Origin of the sequence: Rhizobium sp. WYCCWR 11152 (genome assembly GCF_013087615.1) — a bacterium.
Classification (GTDB): Bacteria; Pseudomonadota; Alphaproteobacteria; order Rhizobiales; family Rhizobiaceae; genus Rhizobium; species Rhizobium indicum.
In genome coordinates, this window is record NZ_JABFCP010000011.1 from 533,573 (window position 1) to 549,954 (window position 16,382).

The window sequence follows — 16,382 nt, forward strand, 5'->3', positions numbered from 1 at the left end:
CCGCGTGTGATGGGCAATCTTGAGCGTCATTTAGTCATCGATGTGAATTCGGGTCTTGTCGCCAGCGTCCGCCCGGCCTTTCACGTGATCGATAAAGGCCCGCAGCTTCGGCATCACTTGATGACGGCTGGGATAATAGAGGAACACACCCGGCGCCATCGGTGCGAAAGCCTCCAGGACGCGGACGAGTTTTCCCGCCTTCACGGGTCCGCCGGCGATTGGCTCCGGCACTTGCGCAAGTCCCATATCTTCGATGGCCGCCCCCAGCATCGTGAGAAAATCATGGGCGATCAGCGGCCCGGAGACAACCGCCTCGATCGGCTTTTTGCCGCTGACAAACGACCACGGCGCGATTGAGCCGTTCGAGCGGCGCATGCGGATGCAAGCATGTTGACGCAAATCGTCGATACGCTCGGGCCGCCCTCTCCGCTGCAAATATTCGTGACTGCCAACGACCACCAGCGGGAAGGACGGCGTCAGCCGGACCGCGACCATATCGGCTGCGATGAACTGGCCGAGCCGGATACCGGCGTCAAATCCCTCGGCAGCGATATCGACCAGTCCCTCATTTACGGCGACCTCCACCTCGATCTCGGGAAAGGACTGGCAGAAGGATGCGATCAGTGGCTCCAGCAGGATCGGCACCACTGCTGGCGGCACCGTGAGACGCAATAGCCCGGCCGGTCTCTGGCCGAGCTCACGCGCAACCTCGCTTGCGGCGACCAGTTCCTCGAAGGCGGGCTTTGCACGCAGAAGGAACCGCTCGCCGGCTTCAGTCAGGCCGACGCTGCGCGTGGTGCGGATGAAGAGTACTGCGCCGACACGCTCCTCAAGAGCGCGGACAGCCTGGCTGATTGCCGATGGAGTTACCCCGAGTTCCGCGGCCGCTCTGCGAAAACTACGGTGATGGGCAACGCTCAGAAACGCCTCAACGCCGTCGAGCGCGCCTTGCCTGACTGTGAAGTTCTGCTTCATACCGCATCGATATTATCGCCAATAGTCGATCGCGGGAAGCGGCCGTACATCTAGACCCCACAAATCAGGAGTGCCCCGATGTCGACGGAATCGATCTTTCAGACCCATCTCGTGCTAGGCTATGTCGCGTGGCTGCTTTGCTTCGGTGCGTATATTCTGCCCCGGCTCAAATCGATGGACAGGGTCAAGGCGCACCGCGCCATCGCCACTCTGCACGGCTTCCGCTTCTTCGGGCTCGTCTTCCTTCTCCCAGGCGTCGTCGGCCCCAACCTGCCCGCCAGCTTCGCAACCTTCGCCGCCTATGGCGACCTCGCGGCCGGGCTGCTTGCCATGCTAGCGCTCATCACGATCAGGATACGCCCAGTCTTCTGGCTATTCGTCGTCGCCTTCAATCTGGTGGGAATGGGCGACCTAGTCCTCGACTACTATCACGCGATCCAGGCCGGCCTGCCGGCGCAGGCGGGGGAATTGGGCGCCGCATACGCGATCCCGATCATTTACGTGCCCCTGCTGATGATCAGCCACGTCTTCGCATTCTATCTGCTGCTGCGTCCTCAGCCCAAGGCAACCCAGGCCGTCACTGGCGAGGCGGCAGTACCTTAACCTCCGCCATCTCAGGCGTCGCACCTTCCGATCGAAGATCGCAACTCTAGCGCCCGTCAAATCTGCGGACATAATCGACCAATGCGCGCAGCTTCAGCGGCTGCCGCTGGCGCCTGGGGTAGTAGAGATAGAAACCCAGGAAGGGCGGACAGAAATCCTCCAGCAGCGGCACGAGTTCTCCGCGGTCGATATAGGGTTGGAAGGTTTCCACCATGCCGAAGGTGATGCCGGCTCCCGCGCAGGCCATGCGGATCATCATTCCCATGTCGTTGGTGGTGACGGCGGGATCGACCGAGACGTCGAAGTCGCGGTCGTTTTCGGTGAATTCCCAGCGATAGGGCGCCGTATCCGGGCGTGGCCGCCATCCGATGCAGGCATGATCCTGCAGTTCGCGGGGATGGCGGGGATGGCCGCGGCGCTCGAGATAGCTGCGGGATGCGGCGGCGCATTGTCGCTGCTCTTCGGAGACTGAAATCGCGATCATGTCCTGCTCGATCACTTCGCCCAGGCGGACACCGGCGTCGAAGCCGGCCTCGACGATATCGAATTCGTCATCGGTGATGGTGATATCGAGTTTGATGTCAGGGCAGGCTTCCATGAAGCCGGCCAGCAAGGTGCCGGAGAGGAAGTTCTCGGCGATCGAGGAAACGGTGATCCTCAGCAGGCCGCTCGGGCGCGCCTGCATTTCCCGCACCGTCTGCATCGCATCCTTGACCTGGCGGACCGATGGGCGAACCGCGTCGAAGAACACTTCGCCGGCTTCGGTCAGGCTGACGCTGCGCGTCGTGCGCTGGACCAGGGCGACGCCGACCCGATCCTCGAGGCGCTGCAGGGCCTGGCTGACGGCGGAGCGGGTGACGCCAAGCCGCTCGCCGGCGAGCCGGAAGTTGCGCGCCTCCGCTACCGCAAGAAAAACTGAAATACCTTCGAGATCGTCGACCATTGGTTAGCACTTCTAACCAAGTCATCCTGGATTGGCAACTTAATCACTCATGTTCTCCGTACTATCTTTCAGTCGAGGTCAACGAAGGCTTCGAAAGGCAAGGCAATGCGAAGGATTTTCAAAAGCCCCCTCCTGCAGTTTCTCTCGGTGGTCACCCTGGGTGGCGCGGCGACTAGTTCGTCCGCCGCCGACACCGTGAACGACCGAGAAACTCAGCAACAACAAGCAAGCGAGAACAGAATGCAGCAACATCCCTATGTCGGCATGTGGGTTACGGATGATGGCCGCGTCCGCCACGAACTTCTGACCAATGGCCGCTACGACGAAGCCCGTGGCAGCCGGGAAAGCGCCTACCGGGGACGCTACGAAGTCACCGGAAGCCACATCGAATATTGGGATGACACGGGTTTCACGGCCGACGGCGATTTCGTCGACGGCAACACCCTCCATCATGGCGGCATGGTGCTTCGGCGCAAATGATGTGCCGCCTGAAAGGCAACGATGCGCTACGCGCAAATTTCGATGCCTGGGTGGAGACGACGCTCAGCGCCGATTTTCCCACCTGACCACCAAAAACCCTCAGCCGCATCGCCAGGCGAGCGGCGTATAATGGAGCTTGAAATGTCTGATATCAAAGGAAAAGTAATTGCCATCACCGGCGCCAGCAGCGGTATCGGAGAGGCCGCGGCAAAGATGCTGGCTGCCGCAGGCGCCCATATCGTGATCGGCGCCCGCCGCACCGAGCGCCTGGAGGAACTCGCCGGCGAAATCGCCGCAAACGGCGGGACGGTGCGCCTGCGACAGCTTGATGTCACCGACCGGTCCCAGGTGGAGGCCTTTGCAGGCTTTGCCCGCTCCGAATTCGGCCGGCTGGACGTCATCATCAACAATGCCGGCGTCATGCCGCTCTCGCCGCTCGAGGCTCTCAAGGTCGATGAGTGGAACCGGATGGTCGACGTCAACATCAAGGGCGTTCTCTACGGCATCGCGGCGGCGCTTCCGATCATGAAGGCGCAGGGATCAGGGCAGATCATCAACCTGTCTTCGATCGGCGGCCACAGCGTCTCGCCGACGGCGGCTGTCTATTGCGCGACGAAATTCGCGGTGCGGGCGATCTCGGACGGATTGCGGCAGGAGACCGATCGTATCCGCGTGACCGTCATCTCGCCCGGCACGACGACATCGGAACTGGCCGACACCATCACCGATCCGACGGCGCGGGACGCGATGAAGGCTTTCAGGGCGATCACCATCAGCCCCGAGGCCATCGCCAATTCGATCCTCTACGCCGTCAGCCAGCCTGATGATGTCGATGTCAGCGAGATCATCATCCGGCCGACAGCCAGCCCGCATTGAGCGGCGAACGCTGCTGTTAGAGATCGCCGCCGCCTAAAAACCCAGCGACTGCTGGGCGGGCGGCGGCGGTGCAAGGTTGACGCCTTCGAGCTCCAGCATGCGGGCCTTCGATGACGACCCGCCGGGCGCCGAGAAGCCGCCGATCTTGCCGCCGGCCGCGAGTACGCGGTGGCAGGGGATGATCAGAGCGACAGGGTTCTTCGCCATTGCCTGGCCGACGTCGCGGGCGGCTTCCGGCCCGACGCCGAGCTCCTTCGCCAGCGCGCCGTAAGTGGTGGTGCGGCCCCAGCCGACGCGCCTTGCCGCCGCATAAATATCCCGGAAGAAGGCATCCTGGCCGGCAAGATCGAGTTCGACGCCGGAAAAATCCGTCTCCTCACCCTGGAAATAGCGTTTCACCGCCGCGACCGTCTCCAGCACAGCAGGCGTCGGCATGCCGGCTTCGGCATCCGGCAGGCGGCGCAGCAAGAGCCGTTCGGTCGCTTCTGCTGCTTTGGTCGGCAGTTGGAAGCGGGTGATGCCGGCATCGCCCCAGGCAATGCCGCAGAAACCGCCCGCGGTTTCGAAGATGAGATAGTGGTGCGTTGTCTCAGCCATGACACAGCCTCCGCGTTTTCGATGACCCTCAAAATCGTATGGGACGGCCGCTGTTTCAACCCGTTTCTTGCGCGCGCCGGGCTTTCGGGAAAGATCGCGATCCCCCCAGGAAACGTACATTCCATCCGGCCCCGGGGGTGATGATCTGATTAGTTCGACGGCCAGCATATTGGGAGATTATGTTCTCTTTTAGTTCTTGTTTTTCTTTCTTTCGGGAATATCCTGCTTGCTTTTTGGAGACGACGAGGAGGGTCATGACGACCTGAAATTCTATGAATCAGATGCTCCTCGACTTCGGAGACGACAAAAAAAGGCGCGGACGGCCGGGCAAGACTCACGATGCTAAACACCGACTTTTCTTCGCCCTCTATCCTCCTGACGCCATCGAGGAGCAGGCGGCGTCGATCGCCCATGACTATTGTCGAGCCTTCTCCCTTTCCGGCAAGCCGCGGCTGACGACATTGCATGTAACGATCATCTGGGTCGGCGACTATGCGAGGCTGCCGGAGGATGTGGTCTTCGCAGCGCTACAGGCCGGCGCCGCAGTCGAGAGTGCCCCGATCGCAATGAGCTTCGATCGGATCATGCGATTCCCGCAGGCCCGAGCGCTTGTGCTTTGCGGCGAAGGCGGACGGAAACCGCTCACCCGACTGCGTGTCCAACTTGGCGTCAGCATGCACAATGCCGGATTTCCCCACAATATTGGCGGCAATTTCAAGCCGCACATGACACTGCTCTACGACCGCAAAGCCGTGCCACCGGCGACCCCTCAACACACCCGTTTCATGGACGGCGTCCGAATTCCTGCTCATCCACAGTGTTCTCGGAAAAACCGAACATCGGATCATCGATCGCTGGCCGTTGCTCGGCTGAGGAAAGCGAGATCCGCGGATCTCGGCTTGCGCTTGCCTGATTTCCGCGCATAAAGCTCCGAAAGCCTGTTCCGGCATTGGTGCAAACGGGGAGCGAAATCAGCATGGACGTTTCAGAGATCATCATCCCTGGAGATACGCCGGGAACGGAGTGGCGGTTGCCGGTGCTGCGCTTTAAGGGCCGCGATCCGAAGGCGCCGAAGACCTATATCCAGGCGGCTCTGCATGCCGGCGAGCTGCCTGGAACGGTGCTGCTGCATTTCCTCTGCGAGCGGCTGCGGCAGGCGGAAAGCCAAGGCGGGATCGCCGGCGACATCACCATCGTGCCGCAGGCCAATCCGATCGGTGCGGCGCAATCGCATTTTGGCGAGCTGCAGGGTCGTTTCGATTTGGGCTCACGCACCAATTTCAACCGGGATTTTCCGCTGATCTCCATTGTCGATCGCGCGACGCTGATCGAGGATCTTGATGATTACCCGGCTACCGACAGATTGAAGCGGCAGCTGCTGCATATGGCGCTTGGGGCTGATCTCGTGCTCGACCTTCATTGCGACGACGAATCCCTACAATATGCCTATATCGACGAGGCCTTTTGGCCGGAGGCGGCCGATCTCGCCGCCGCGCTAGACATGGAGGCCGTGCTGCTTTCGGATGGCGAAAGCTCGGCCTTCGAGGAGGCCGTCGGCTTTGCGTGGAAATATGAAGTTCCAGGCGAACGCCGGCCCCGGCTGCCCGGCAAACTCTCCGTCACCGTCGAGCTGCGCGGCAAGCGCGATGTCGATCCGATGCTGGCGAAAAAGGATGCGGACGGCCTCTGGCACTTCCTCGCAACACGGGGGATCGTTGGCGACGAAAAGCCGGCGGCAACGGCATTTTCCGGTCCGGCCGTGCCGCTCGACAATGTCGAGATCATCCGCACGCCAGAAGGCGGCGCCGTGCTCTTCCACCGCGATATCGGCGAGAGGATTGCGGAAGGTGACCGCCTAGTGACGATCGTCACCCGGCCGGGGCAGCCGGGCGGCAGCATCGAGCTCACCGCGCCGCAGGACGGGCTGATCCTGACCCGGACCTCCGACCGGCTGGTGCGGCGGCGCGGCGACCTGATGAAGATCGCCTGCGACGAACCCAGCAAGGCTTCCCGCAAGGCCGGCACGCTGGAGAATTGAGCCGCGACGGCTCTGCCGGCGTTGATCGCTGCCTGAGATGCCAATCAATCCGGAGCTGTTACCATGCTCGCCAACGCGCTCGGGGATAAAACGTCGCACGGCGTTTGCGCCGGCCTTCGTGCATGTTATCTCGCTGCTATCACAGGGAGATCGATCGGGTATGGCTGTCACCATCTATGGCATCAAGAATTGCGACACGATGAAGAAGGCCCGCAGCTGGCTGGACGAACATAGCGTCGCCTATGAGTTTCACGACTACAAGGCGCTCGGTATCGACCGCGCCCATCTCGAAGCCTGGATCGACCAGGCCGGCCTCGATACCGTCCTCAACCGCGCCGGCACCACCTTCCGCAAACTGCCCGATGCGGAGCGCGAGAACCTCACCCGGGAGAAGGCGATCGCCCTGATGCTCGACCAGCCGTCGATGATCAAGCGGCCGGTGCTGGAGGCGAAGGGGAAGCTGCTGATCGGCTTCAAGCCGGAGATTTACGCCGGTGCGTTCGGAAACTGACAGGCGCCGCTGAACTCACGAGGGGAAGAGATGTCCAAGACCACGCGCGCGACACAGGTTCTTTCGCAGGCAGGCGTCGCCTTCACCGTTCATGCCTATGACTACGACCCCAATGCCGAGCGCGTCGGGCTGCAGGCGGCCGAAGCGCTCGGCGAGGCGCCGCACCGGGTGCTGAAGACGCTGATGGCGGAGGTGGACGGCAAGCCGGTCTGCGTCGTCGTGCCATCGGACCGCGAAGTCAGCATGAAGAAGCTTGCCAGCGCCTTTCACGGCAAATCGGCCAACATGATGAAGCCCGCCGATGCCGAGCGGCTGACGGGCTACCATGTCGGCGGCATTAGCCCGTTCGGCCAGAAGAAGACGGTGCCGACCGCGATCGAGGAAGCCGCGCTTGGCGAACCGCTGGTCTATATCAATGGCGGGCAGCGCGGGCTGCAGGTGCGGCTCGATCCGAAGGCTGCGTTGAAGGCGCTGAAGGCTGTCGCCGCGCCGCTGATTGCCTGATCGGAGCATGATGCCGAAAACTGCAAGCGGTTTTCGGCATCATGCTCCTGCTATAAGAAGCGGTCGAGCAGGCCGGCGATCGTCTTCGCCTCGCTTTCGGCAAGCTTGCAGCCGATATGGGTCTCGATCGATCTGGCATAGACAGTCCACATGCGCTCGCGAAGCTTTCGGCCGGCATCTGACATCACCACCCAGCGGCCGCGTCCATCCTCGGCGAAGGCCTCGCGCCGGACCAGGCCCTCTTTTTCCAACCGGTCGAGCAGCCGGGAAAGATTATACTGGGCCAGCAAGGTCCGCTCCTCAATCTCGTAGGGGCGCAGCCTGCCGTCTTGCGAGCGCGCCAATTCCCACAGCACATCGTACCAGGCAAGCGGCGGGAGGCCGGCCGCTTTCAGGTCGGCTTCGATGGCGCCGAGCAAGCGCTCGCGGGCGCGCATGATGCTCGTCCAGGCAGAGGTGACCGCTTCGCTCGGATTCGACGTTTTTTCGGACATAAATGCAATTACATCTATCTTGAATTCCGCTGCAAGCGATATTAGATGCATCTACATCTATCATCATTGCCAAGGAGACCCCCATGAGCAAGCTTACCCTCGTCAGCCATCATCTGTGCCCCTATGTGCAGCGCGCCGCGATCGCGCTGCTCGAAAAGGGTGTACCCTTCGAGCGCATCAACATCGATCTTGCCGACAAGCCGGACTGGTTCCTGAAGATCTCGCCGCTCGGCAAGGTGCCACTGCTGCGGATCAAAGAGGAGGACGGCAGCCAGGCCGTACTGTTCGAAAGCAGCGTCATCTGCGAATATCTGGAGGAAACGCAGCCAGGTGTGGCGCTACATCCGAGAGACGCGCTGACGCGTGCCCGCCATCGCGGCTGGATGGAATTCGGTTCCTCCGTGCTTTCCGATCTCTGGGGTTACGAGACGGCGCAGGATGTCCCGCAGTTGGAGGCCAAGCGCACTACGCTCATCTCCAAATTCGCAACGCTCGAGAAGGTGTTGACGGATGGCCCCTATTTCGCAGGCAACGACTTCAGCCTCGTCGACGCCGTCTTCGCGCCGGTCTTTCGGTATTTCGATCTCTTCGATACGCTCGGCGACAGCGGCATCTTCGAAGGGCTTGAGCGGGTGAAGCGCTGGCGCAAGACGTTGTCCGAACGGTCAAGCGTCAAGGCCGCCGTTGGCGAAGACTACCCGCAGCGGCTGATGGGATTCCTCGAAAAACACGACTCGATCCTGCTCAGGCTGCCTGCGGCCGCCTAAGTCCCCCACTCAACCGACCAGACACAATCCGGCCGCTGCAATTCGGCAGCGGCGCGCTTCATTTTCGCCGCAAACGGGTCTAAGTCTTCCAGCCTCCCACCGTCGATGACAGAAGGCAGGTTGCACCATGACTTTCATGCCCCAGAGCCAGAACACCGTTGATCCCGTCAAGCTGGAAAAGCTTGCGGAAGTCGCCATCAAGGTCGGGCTGCAACTGCAGAGAGGTCAGGATCTGGTGATCACCGCGCCTGTCGTGGCGCTGCCGCTCGTCCGCCTGATCACCAAGCACGCCTATCAGGCCGGCGCCGGGCTGGTCTCCGCCTTCTATTCCGATGAGGAAACGACGCTGGCGCGCTATCAGTATGGCAGCGACGAGAGCTTCGACTGCGCCTCCGGCTGGCTCTACGAGGGCATGGCCAAGGCCTATGCCAATGGGGCGGCCCGTCTTGCGGTTGCCGGCGACAATCCGATGCTGCTGTCCGAGCAGGATGCCGGCAAGGTCGGCCGCGCCAATCGCGCCAACTCCACCGCCTACAAGCCGGCGCTGGAAAAGATCTCGAATTTCGACATCAACTGGAACATCGTCTCCTACCCGAACCCGTCCTGGGCCAAGGTGGTCTTCCCCGACGATCCGGAGCCGATCGCGATCGCCAAGCTCGCCAAGGCGATCTTTGCCGCCTCGCGCGTCGATGTCAGCGATCCCGTCGCCGCCTGGACCGAACACAATGCCAATCTCGCCAAACGCTCCGCCTGGCTGAACGGCGAGCGCTTCGCCTCGCTGCATTTCCAGGGACCGGGCACCGACCTGACGATCGGCCTTGCCGACGGGCATGAATGGCATGGCGGCGCTTCCACCGCCAAGAACGGCATTACCTGCAATCCGAACATCCCGACCGAGGAGGTCTTCACCACGCCGCATGCGCTGCGCGTCGAAGGCCATGTGTCGAGCACCAAGCCGCTGTCGCACCAGGGCACGCTGATCGACAATATCCAGGTGCGTTTCGAGGGCGGGCGCATCGTCGAGGCCAAGGCCTCGCGCGGCGAAGAGGTCTTGAACAAGGTGCTCGATACCGACGAGGGCGCGCGCCGGCTTGGCGAAGTGGCGCTGGTGCCGCATTCCTCGCCGATCTCGGCCAGCGGCATCCTGTTCTACAACACGCTGTTCGACGAAAACGCCTCGTGCCACATCGCGCTCGGCCAGTGCTATTCCAAATGCTTCCTCGATGGCGCGACACTGAGCCAGGAGCAGATCAAGGCACAGGGCGGCAATTCCAGCCTGATCCATATCGACTGGATGATCGGCTCCGACAAGGTCGATATCGACGGCATCAAGCCGGATGGTTCGCGGGTTCCGGTAATGCGGCAGGGCGAATGGGCCTGACCGGCATCATCGTGCGCTGACTGAGCCACACGCTTGCAAGCACCATAGCGAAACCGCCGATCTGCACCGGCGTCAGGCTCTGGCCGAGCGCCAGCCAGCCGAGCAGGGTCGCGACCAGCGGGCTAAGGAAGCCAAGCGAGGCAACCGCCGAGGGCTCGATGCGCGACAGGCCACGGAACCAGAGCAGATAGGTGAAGGCTGCGCCGATCAGCCCGAGATAGGCAATGCCGGCAATGTTTGCGGCGGTCGGCATCGGCAGCGCCGGTTCCAGGAAAAAGGCAAAAGGCATCAGCAGCATGCCGCCCGCCGTCAATTGCCAGGCGGTGAAGATGAGGTTTGAGACCGGCGGCGCCCAGCGGCGCGTCAGCACCGTGCCGAAGGCCATCGAGACCGCGCCGGCCAGACCGGCAGCGACACCTATCGGATCGAGCCCCGCCTTCGGCGTCAGTACCAGCAGTCCGACGCCGGCCATGCCGGCGAGACCGGCCAGTACGGCAAGCGGCCGGACCGGCTTGCCGAGAAAAAGCTGCGACAAAGCGATGACGATCAACGGCTGCACGGCGCCGACCGTTGCGGCAACGCCGCCTGGCAGCCTGTAGGCCGAGACGAAGAGCATCGCCCAGAAGAACGAGAAGTTAAGCGCGCCGAGAACGAAAGCCCTTCCCCACCAGATGCCGAAAGGCAGCTTTCTGACCAGGAAGAGAAGCAGCAAACCGGCCGGCAAGGCGCGCAGCATCGCCACCGTCAGCGGATATCCGGCCGGCAGGAAAGTGGTGGTGACGATATAGGTGCTGCCCCAGATGGCGGGTGCGAGCGCGGTTGTCGCAAGATCGGCGACGTAACGTGAATTTGTCTTCATATAGAGAATCTCTATTTCAAGATAAATTCATTCTACACCCTCTTATCTTGACGTCAAGATAATGAATGATATCGATGGAGCATGAGCGAAGACGGCAAGATGGACCATGTCGACAAGATCCTGGCGCAATGGCGACGGGAGCGGCCGGACCTCGACGTCGAACCGATGGGCATCCTCGGGCGTCTGAAACGCCTGAGTACCCATCTCGGCCGCGAAGTGGAGGCCGTGCTCATGAAGCAGGGCCTTTCGTCCTCCGCCTTCGACGTGTTGGCGACGCTGCGCCGCTCCGGCGCCCCCCATCGGCTTTCGCCTGGGGAGCTTCTGGAGATGACCATGGTCAGCTCCGGCACGATGACGAACCGCATCGACCAGTTGGAGAAGGCGGGCTACGTCGAACGTATCCTCAATCCGGAGGATCGCAGGAGCGTGCTCATCGCGCTGACGGAAAAAGGGCTTGCGACGGTGGAGACCGCCGTCGATGCGCATGTCGTCAATCAGCACCGGCTGTCGAAAAATCTGAGCGCGGCCGACAAGGCGGAACTCGACAGGCTGCTGCGCAAGTTTCTTGCGGACTTCGAATAGCGCCTAGCGGATTGCCGATAGCAGCTTGCGCATGCGATCGAGATGCGCCCTGCGCTTTGCATCGGTGGCGCGGTCCATGTCGTGCAGGCTGAGCATGCGGAAATTCAATCCCTTCGAGCAGAAGGCGGCGATCCCGCGTTTCAAGAGCCGGCGCACCGGATCGCCCATATAGAGACGTACCAGCCACCAGGGCGAGCCTGTCGTCGTCAGCGCATAGAGCAGCCTGATATGGGTCAGCTGCGGCACGATACGGCCGCCGGCAGCATCATGGCTGAAGGCGACGCCCGGGGCGAAGACGCGGTCAAAGAAACCCTTGAGGATTGCGGGGAAATTGAACCACCATTGCGGAAAGACGAAGATCAGGCCGTCGGCAGCCTTCAGGCGGGCAACGATATCGGCAACGGCTGAGGTGTCATAAGGCACGTCGAAATAACCGCCGCGCTCGGCCTTCGAAAGGCGTGGATCGAAATCTTCGCGGTAGAGATCAAGCAGGTCGACCACGTGGCCTGCCGCTTCCAGCGCCTCACGCGCCGTCCTTGCCACGGCAGCGGCGAAACTGTCCTCCAACGGATGGGCAAGCACCAGCAGGATCCGCATGTCAGAACAGGCTTCCCTGCTTCGGCGGATCTGCGGGTCTTGTGCTGCGCTTCTTGGCACTGGCCGGCGGTGTACCGCCTTCCGTGGTCATGGCGCCGACTCGGCCGTCGGCGAATTCGATGGCGATGCCCATGCCGGCGGAGAGGTGAGCAGCCTGCGAGACCGGCCTGTTATCCTCGTCGCGAATGACGGCGTAGCCGCGCTTCAGCACATTCTTATAGGAGAGCGACTGCAGCACGCGGTCCTGCGAAGAAAGCTCGGCGCGCGCACGGGTCAGCTGGTGGCGGATCGCCGTGTCGGCATGGCGCGAAAGATTGCCGAGGCGTTCGCGGCCGCGGTCGGTCTGGGTCTTCAGCCGGGCAGGCAGCGATGCGAGGATGGCTTCGGCGCGGTCGACGCGCGACTTCGAGCGGTCGATCAGCCGCTCGACCATGCGCTCGGCCCGGGTCATGCGCTCGTTCAGCGTCTGGCGGCGCTCGGCGATGCGGCCGGACAGCAGATCGGGGCGTAGATGCGCGCCGACGCGCTCGAAGCCGCGGCGCTTGTTGATGGTGTTGAGCTCCAGCCCGCGGCCGAGACCGGTCGCCGCCTCGTCGAAACGGCGGCGCGGCAAGGCGAGAAGCTGATCGAGCGACGGCAATGCCCGCATCAGCACGCGCACCGACTGGCGCCGCTGATCCATCTGCCGATTCATGCAGCCCTGCAGGCGCGCGGCAAGAGCGGCGGCCTGCGCCTCAAGCTCCGCCTTGACCGGCACCGCCATTTCGGCAGCCCCCGTCGGCGTCGGAGCGCGGATATCGGCAGCATAGTCGATCAGCGTCCAGTCCGTCTCATGGCCGACGGCCGAGATCAGCGGTATCCGGCTTTCAGCCGCAGCACGCACTACGATTTCGTCGTTGAAGCTCCAGAGATCTTCCAGACTGCCGCCGCCGCGCGCGACGATCAGCACATCCGGGCGCGGGATGGCGCCTGAAGGTTCCAGCGCGTTGAAGCCGCGGATAGCGTTCGCCACCTCCTCACCGGATCCCTCGCCCTGGACCTTCACCGGCCAGACGAGGACGTGCACCGGAAAACGATCGGAGATGCGGTGAAGGATATCGCGGATCACGGCGCCCGTCGGCGAGGTGACGACGCCGATTACGCCGGGCATGAAGGGCAGCCGCTTCTTGCGGGCGGCATCGAACAGGCCCTCGGCGCCGAGCTTGCGCTTGCGCTCCTCGATCAGTGCCATCAGCGCGCCGGCGCCGGCCGGCTCCAGCGTCTCGATGACGATCTGATATTTCGAAGAGCCCGGAAAGGTGGTGACCTTGCCGGTGGCGATGACCTCCATGCCCTCTTCCGGGCGGAACTTCAGCCGTGAGAAGGTGCCCTTCCAGATGACGGCGTCGATGCGGGCGCGGTCGTCCTTCAGCGCGAAATAGGCATGGCCCGAGGAGTGTGGCCCACGATAGCCGGAAATCTCGCCACGCACGCGAACCTGGTCGAAGGCGGTTTCGACGGTGCGCTTGATCGAGCCGGAAAGCTCCGAAACCGAATATTCGGCAAGGTTGGTCGGCGAATCGCCGTCGAAGACGTTGCTCATCCCTCTTTGTATGTCGATCATCGATAAACAGGAAGGTCGGCATTGGTGCAGGAACCGGTTTTCCCCGCCGTCAAAATCGTTGGCGGGAGGGTTCATCACCGGTGCGTCGAGCGCACTCGTCTCAACGCAGCCTGCACATGCACTCGTTGCAGCCAGGTGGACAAACAACAAAATCGTGTAAATCTGTTTTGTTGCGGAACGGATAGTTAGAATATGCGTTTTAGCCGAAAGGGATTGCTAACCACCGCAATACAAAGGCTTTTCGGCGAAGATCGCCGGTAAATCTTTGTTAGTTGGCGCTTCCTATGCTTCCCCTCGTTATCTCTGGGAAGGTGCTGAAATGATTATTCTCACAGCAGCAGCATTGGGCGTCAGCGCCGGGCAGACGCGTTCGGCTGGCGTGATCGCGCTGGTCGCCGCGCTGATCGGAATCACATTCGCGTTGGCGGCGATAACCTCGCCCGGGCCGGTGTCTATTCTCGCATTCATCTATGCCGTGCTCGGCTATAATGGTGGCCTCATGCTCTTCGTGCTCGGGCTCTATGCCAATCAGCGCCTTCGCCGCGCCATGCGTGTTTCGCACTGACAGCGCGTTTTCACACTGATAAGCGCGTCGCGATCTTTTAGATCGGCTTCCCGTGCTTGCTTTGTTTTTACGCATGTCGTTATACCGACATGCTTTATTCCATCCTGAAGATGCCGTCGTCAGTTCGTCGCCGGCCGATAGCGAAAGAACTGAACGCCCACGTCCGCCGTCTTCGGAAGCGGTTCCAGATAGGGCGGGATATTGCCCTTGCCGAGCTCAGCATAGAGCCCATCCGGCTTCAGTTTGGTGATCTCGCGGGTCTGCAGGTCGCCGGGGCAGAAGGCAAGCACCGTCACGCCGGTCCCCTTCAGGAAGGCTTCCGCCTCCTGCGGCTCGGCCATGCCGATATGCAGCTCCGTCAGCATGCCGCCCTGATTGCGATGATAAGGTGCGGAGAGAACCCGGTTCGCGGTGAAGCGGAGGATGGGCACGCCCATTTCCGACGGCGCCGAGACCAGTCCGACCGGTAGCCCGGCGAGCGGCGCCAGCGCCGCTCGCGATGCGCAGGAAATCTTCTTTGCCGGCTCTGCCGCTTTCTTCTGCGCAGCATTCTCCATCTGCAGCGAGACAAATCCGCCGCCGACCGCCCAGGCGGCCGGAGCACTGGCGAGCACGGTGACGATGTAGACGAAGGCGGCTGCGACATTCTCGCTGTCGCCGTTGGAGATGCGGCGGACATCGATAATCAACAGGGCAAGCGGCAGGATGGAGATCAGGTTCGAGAACGTTGAACCGCGCACCTGGACCAGCGCGATTGCCCAGCTCGTCATCAGCAGGAAGAGCAGGACCAAGTGGATTTGCATGCGGTCACGCTGAACGACGCGGAAGATGCAGACGGCGATGCCGAACAGGCCGGCCGCATAGAAGCCACCGATCGAGAAGAGATCGGTGCGTCCGAGAGCGAAAATCGACTGCGCTTCCGAAACATTTCTCAGCCAGAGTTCGACCAGCATCGGGTCGAGACCGGCCAGCGGATCGCTCAGGCATTGCGGTGCGATCACGATCGCCGAACCGAGAACGCCGGCGCCGACGACGGCGAGTGCGGCAAAGCGCAAGGGCCGGCGCAGGTGGCTGGCAAAAACCGCCGAAAACAACAGCAACCCGCCGCCGATCGCCGCCAGGCTGTAGTAGCCGAGCGAGAGATTGTCACAGGTGACCGTCGAATAAAGCCGGGGCGGCACCGTTGCAAAGAAGAGGATGCTGATCGCAATCGCCAGCGCCAGCCCGAAGGCCTTGGCGGCGGCGGCGAAATCTTCGCCTTCCCATGCCCAGAGCAGGGCAATGGTCAGACAGACGGCGGCGACGAAGGGGGTCGTCTCGGCGCCGATGGCGATAGCAACGGCTGCCGCGATGCCGGCAACCGCATAGCTCCAGGCGCGACGCTCTGGATCCAGCAGCATCGCGATCATCGTCGCGACCAGCGCCAGCTGCGCATTGTGATGATCGATGGCGCCCGGCGCGAAACGGTTTCCGGTGTAGATCGCAAGACCGGTCAAGCCGAGACTGATATGCATGGCGGCAACCCCGCCGATGCGCCGGCCGACAACCGCCATGGCGAGCATGGCGGGCAGGATGAGCGATACCGGCCAAACGGCGAGCGCCAGCGCTTCGGCCGTCTCGCGGGGCGCAAACAGGCCGAAGAACCAGATCAGCGAGGCGATCGGCAGATCGATCAGCCGCGACCAATGCATCAGCGTACCGCCGTCGAGGCCAAGACGGTATTGCATCAGATCGAACCAGCCCTGCCCGGCCAGAAAATCGCGAACCTCGATGAGACGCATTCCGTCATCATTGTCGGGGCCGACGTAATCGGTGGCGCTGGAAAGCTTGGTGATGAGGATGGCGGCGGCAAGGATGACGCAATAGGCGATGACGGTTGGCCAGAGACGCGTCAGCAGGTCGCGCACCCCGCCCCTGGGAGCGGGCAGCCCGCCCCTGGGAGCGTCGATCGCGGAGGATGCATGGGGGGTCGGCTGCACAGCGTTCATTGTGGTTAGCGCTTCGTTT

The 16,382-nt window shown here is 62.4% G+C and carries 18 protein-coding genes and 1 pseudogene; 11 read left to right on the plus strand and 8 right to left on the minus strand.

Going from position 1 to position 16,382, the window contains the following annotated elements:
• Positions 1–30: 30 nt before the first annotated feature.
• Positions 31–975 carry a LysR family transcriptional regulator gene (locus tag G9X67_RS24205; protein ID WP_171599871.1) on the minus strand — a complete coding sequence of 315 codons (945 nt, stop codon included), beginning with the start codon at positions 973–975 and terminating at the stop codon, positions 31–33.
• Between the two features lie 78 nt (positions 976–1,053).
• Here G9X67_RS24205 and G9X67_RS24210 point away from each other — a divergent pair, with 78 nt between their 5' ends.
• Positions 1,054–1,578: a hypothetical protein gene (locus tag G9X67_RS24210; RefSeq protein ID WP_171599872.1), complete on the plus strand. Its 525-nt coding sequence runs from the start codon at positions 1,054–1,056 to the stop codon at positions 1,576–1,578.
• Between the two features lie 46 nt (positions 1,579–1,624).
• Here G9X67_RS24210 and G9X67_RS24215 read toward each other — a convergent pair whose 3' ends face one another.
• Complete coding sequence (locus G9X67_RS24215) at positions 1,625–2,521, minus strand: LysR family transcriptional regulator (RefSeq protein ID WP_171599873.1); 897 nt, start codon at positions 2,519–2,521, stop codon at positions 1,625–1,627.
• Between the two features lie 105 nt (positions 2,522–2,626).
• On the opposite strand from G9X67_RS24215, the gene G9X67_RS24220 reads away from it, so the two are divergent.
• Positions 2,627–3,001 carry an Atu4866 domain-containing protein gene (locus tag G9X67_RS24220; protein WP_171599874.1) on the plus strand — a complete coding sequence of 125 codons (375 nt, stop codon included), beginning with the start codon at positions 2,627–2,629 and terminating at the stop codon, positions 2,999–3,001.
• A 141-nt stretch (positions 3,002–3,142) separates the two neighbouring features.
• A complete protein-coding gene (locus G9X67_RS24225; RefSeq protein ID WP_138388406.1) occupies positions 3,143–3,877 on the plus strand; it encodes an SDR family oxidoreductase in 735 nt (244 codons plus the stop codon).
• 33 nt (positions 3,878–3,910) lie between these two features.
• Here the strand turns inward: G9X67_RS24225 and G9X67_RS24230 are convergent, their stop codons facing one another.
• The gene (locus G9X67_RS24230; protein WP_138332217.1) at positions 3,911–4,474 is read right to left on the minus strand and encodes a methylated-DNA--[protein]-cysteine S-methyltransferase; all 564 of its coding nucleotides are present in this window, start codon (positions 4,472–4,474) and stop codon (positions 3,911–3,913) included.
• 272 nt (positions 4,475–4,746) lie between these two features.
• Here G9X67_RS24230 and G9X67_RS24235 point away from each other — a divergent pair.
• The 4 genes and pseudogenes from G9X67_RS24235 (at position 4,747) to ybaK (ending at position 7,527) form a co-directional block, all read left to right on the plus strand.
• A pseudogene (locus G9X67_RS24235) lies at positions 4,747–5,347 on the plus strand (2'-5' RNA ligase family protein).
• A 103-nt stretch (positions 5,348–5,450) separates the two neighbouring features.
• Positions 5,451–6,512 carry a succinylglutamate desuccinylase/aspartoacylase family protein gene (locus tag G9X67_RS24240; protein WP_138332216.1) on the plus strand — a complete coding sequence of 354 codons (1,062 nt, stop codon included), beginning with the start codon at positions 5,451–5,453 and terminating at the stop codon, positions 6,510–6,512.
• Between the two features lie 160 nt (positions 6,513–6,672).
• A complete protein-coding gene (locus G9X67_RS24245) occupies positions 6,673–7,023 on the plus strand; it encodes an ArsC family reductase (protein ID WP_138332215.1) in 351 nt (116 codons plus the stop codon).
• A gap of 30 nt (positions 7,024–7,053) precedes the next feature.
• The gene (gene ybaK, locus G9X67_RS24250) at positions 7,054–7,527 is read left to right on the plus strand and encodes a Cys-tRNA(Pro) deacylase (protein ID WP_138332214.1); all 474 of its coding nucleotides are present in this window, start codon (positions 7,054–7,056) and stop codon (positions 7,525–7,527) included.
• Between the two features lie 50 nt (positions 7,528–7,577).
• On the opposite strand, the gene G9X67_RS24255 is transcribed toward ybaK, so the two are convergent.
• Positions 7,578–8,021, minus strand: a complete 444-nt coding sequence (locus G9X67_RS24255) for a helix-turn-helix domain-containing protein (protein WP_138332213.1) — start codon at positions 8,019–8,021, stop codon at positions 7,578–7,580.
• Between the two features lie 83 nt (positions 8,022–8,104).
• On the opposite strand from G9X67_RS24255, the gene G9X67_RS24260 reads away from it, so the two are divergent.
• Entirely contained in the window at positions 8,105–8,788 is a 684-nt protein-coding gene (locus G9X67_RS24260; RefSeq protein ID WP_171599875.1) for a glutathione S-transferase family protein, read from the plus strand.
• A gap of 127 nt (positions 8,789–8,915) precedes the next feature.
• Positions 8,916–10,169, plus strand: coding sequence for an aminopeptidase (locus G9X67_RS24265; protein WP_171599876.1), 1,254 nt, complete (start codon positions 8,916–8,918; stop codon positions 10,167–10,169).
• Here G9X67_RS24265 and G9X67_RS24270 read toward each other — a convergent pair.
• The gene (locus G9X67_RS24270) at positions 10,117–11,028 is read right to left on the minus strand and encodes an EamA family transporter (protein WP_138388412.1); all 912 of its coding nucleotides are present in this window, start codon (positions 11,026–11,028) and stop codon (positions 10,117–10,119) included. The genes G9X67_RS24265 and G9X67_RS24270 overlap by 53 nt on opposite strands.
• A gap of 81 nt (positions 11,029–11,109) precedes the next feature.
• Here G9X67_RS24270 and G9X67_RS24275 point away from each other — a divergent pair, with 81 nt between their 5' ends.
• On the plus strand, positions 11,110–11,610 hold the full coding sequence (locus G9X67_RS24275; protein ID WP_171599877.1) for a MarR family transcriptional regulator: 501 nt from the start codon (positions 11,110–11,112) through the stop codon (positions 11,608–11,610).
• A gap of 3 nt (positions 11,611–11,613) precedes the next feature.
• Here the strand turns inward: G9X67_RS24275 and G9X67_RS24280 are convergent, their stop codons facing one another.
• Both G9X67_RS24280 and xseA read right to left on the minus strand, forming a co-directional pair.
• Positions 11,614–12,207, minus strand: coding sequence for an NAD(P)H-dependent oxidoreductase (locus G9X67_RS24280; protein ID WP_138332209.1), 594 nt, complete (start codon positions 12,205–12,207; stop codon positions 11,614–11,616).
• A gap of 1 nt (position 12,208) precedes the next feature.
• Complete coding sequence (xseA, locus tag G9X67_RS24285) at positions 12,209–13,789, minus strand: exodeoxyribonuclease VII large subunit (RefSeq protein ID WP_171599878.1); 1,581 nt, start codon at positions 13,787–13,789, stop codon at positions 12,209–12,211.
• A gap of 340 nt (positions 13,790–14,129) precedes the next feature.
• On the opposite strand from xseA, the gene G9X67_RS24290 reads away from it, so the two are divergent.
• Entirely contained in the window at positions 14,130–14,375 is a 246-nt protein-coding gene (locus tag G9X67_RS24290; RefSeq protein WP_138332207.1) for a hypothetical protein, read from the plus strand.
• A 119-nt stretch (positions 14,376–14,494) separates the two neighbouring features.
• Here the strand turns inward: G9X67_RS24290 and G9X67_RS24295 are convergent, their stop codons facing one another.
• On the minus strand, positions 14,495–16,363 hold the full coding sequence (locus tag G9X67_RS24295) for a hypothetical protein (protein ID WP_171599879.1): 1,869 nt from the start codon (positions 16,361–16,363) through the stop codon (positions 14,495–14,497).
• Between the last annotated feature and the right edge of the window lie 19 nt (positions 16,364–16,382).

What these genes read in the sequence shown, in the direction of transcription:
- G9X67_RS24255 (WP_138332213.1), bottom strand. Translation starts at nt 8,021, where the DNA reads ATGTCCGAAAAAACGTCGAATCCGAGCGAAGCGGTCACCTCTGCCTGG.
- G9X67_RS24225 (WP_138388406.1), top strand. Translation starts at nt 3,143, where the DNA reads ATGTCTGATATCAAAGGAAAAGTAATTGCCATCACCGGCGCCAGCAGC.
- G9X67_RS24280 (WP_138332209.1), bottom strand. Translation starts at nt 12,207, where the DNA reads ATGCGGATCCTGCTGGTGCTTGCCCATCCGTTGGAGGACAGTTTCGCC.
- G9X67_RS24290 (WP_138332207.1), top strand. Translation starts at nt 14,130, where the DNA reads ATGATTATTCTCACAGCAGCAGCATTGGGCGTCAGCGCCGGGCAGACG.
- G9X67_RS24270 (WP_138388412.1), bottom strand. Translation starts at nt 11,028, where the DNA reads ATGAAGACAAATTCACGTTACGTCGCCGATCTTGCGACAACCGCGCTC.
- G9X67_RS24245 (WP_138332215.1), top strand. Translation starts at nt 6,673, where the DNA reads ATGGCTGTCACCATCTATGGCATCAAGAATTGCGACACGATGAAGAAG.
- G9X67_RS24215 (WP_171599873.1), bottom strand. Translation starts at nt 2,521, where the DNA reads ATGGTCGACGATCTCGAAGGTATTTCAGTTTTTCTTGCGGTAGCGGAG.
- G9X67_RS24220 (WP_171599874.1), top strand. Translation starts at nt 2,627, where the DNA reads ATGCGAAGGATTTTCAAAAGCCCCCTCCTGCAGTTTCTCTCGGTGGTC.
- G9X67_RS24265 (WP_171599876.1), top strand. Translation starts at nt 8,916, where the DNA reads ATGACTTTCATGCCCCAGAGCCAGAACACCGTTGATCCCGTCAAGCTG.
- G9X67_RS24205 (WP_171599871.1), bottom strand. Translation starts at nt 975, where the DNA reads ATGAAGCAGAACTTCACAGTCAGGCAAGGCGCGCTCGACGGCGTTGAG.
- xseA (WP_171599878.1), bottom strand. Translation starts at nt 13,789, where the DNA reads ATGAGCAACGTCTTCGACGGCGATTCGCCGACCAACCTTGCCGAATAT.
- G9X67_RS24275 (WP_171599877.1), top strand. Translation starts at nt 11,110, where the DNA reads ATGAGCGAAGACGGCAAGATGGACCATGTCGACAAGATCCTGGCGCAA.
- G9X67_RS24240 (WP_138332216.1), top strand. Translation starts at nt 5,451, where the DNA reads ATGGACGTTTCAGAGATCATCATCCCTGGAGATACGCCGGGAACGGAG.
- ybaK (WP_138332214.1), top strand. Translation starts at nt 7,054, where the DNA reads ATGTCCAAGACCACGCGCGCGACACAGGTTCTTTCGCAGGCAGGCGTC.
- G9X67_RS24230 (WP_138332217.1), bottom strand. Translation starts at nt 4,474, where the DNA reads ATGGCTGAGACAACGCACCACTATCTCATCTTCGAAACCGCGGGCGGT.
- G9X67_RS24210 (WP_171599872.1), top strand. Translation starts at nt 1,054, where the DNA reads ATGTCGACGGAATCGATCTTTCAGACCCATCTCGTGCTAGGCTATGTC.
- G9X67_RS24295 (WP_171599879.1), bottom strand. Translation starts at nt 16,363, where the DNA reads ATGAACGCTGTGCAGCCGACCCCCCATGCATCCTCCGCGATCGACGCT.
- G9X67_RS24260 (WP_171599875.1), top strand. Translation starts at nt 8,105, where the DNA reads ATGAGCAAGCTTACCCTCGTCAGCCATCATCTGTGCCCCTATGTGCAG.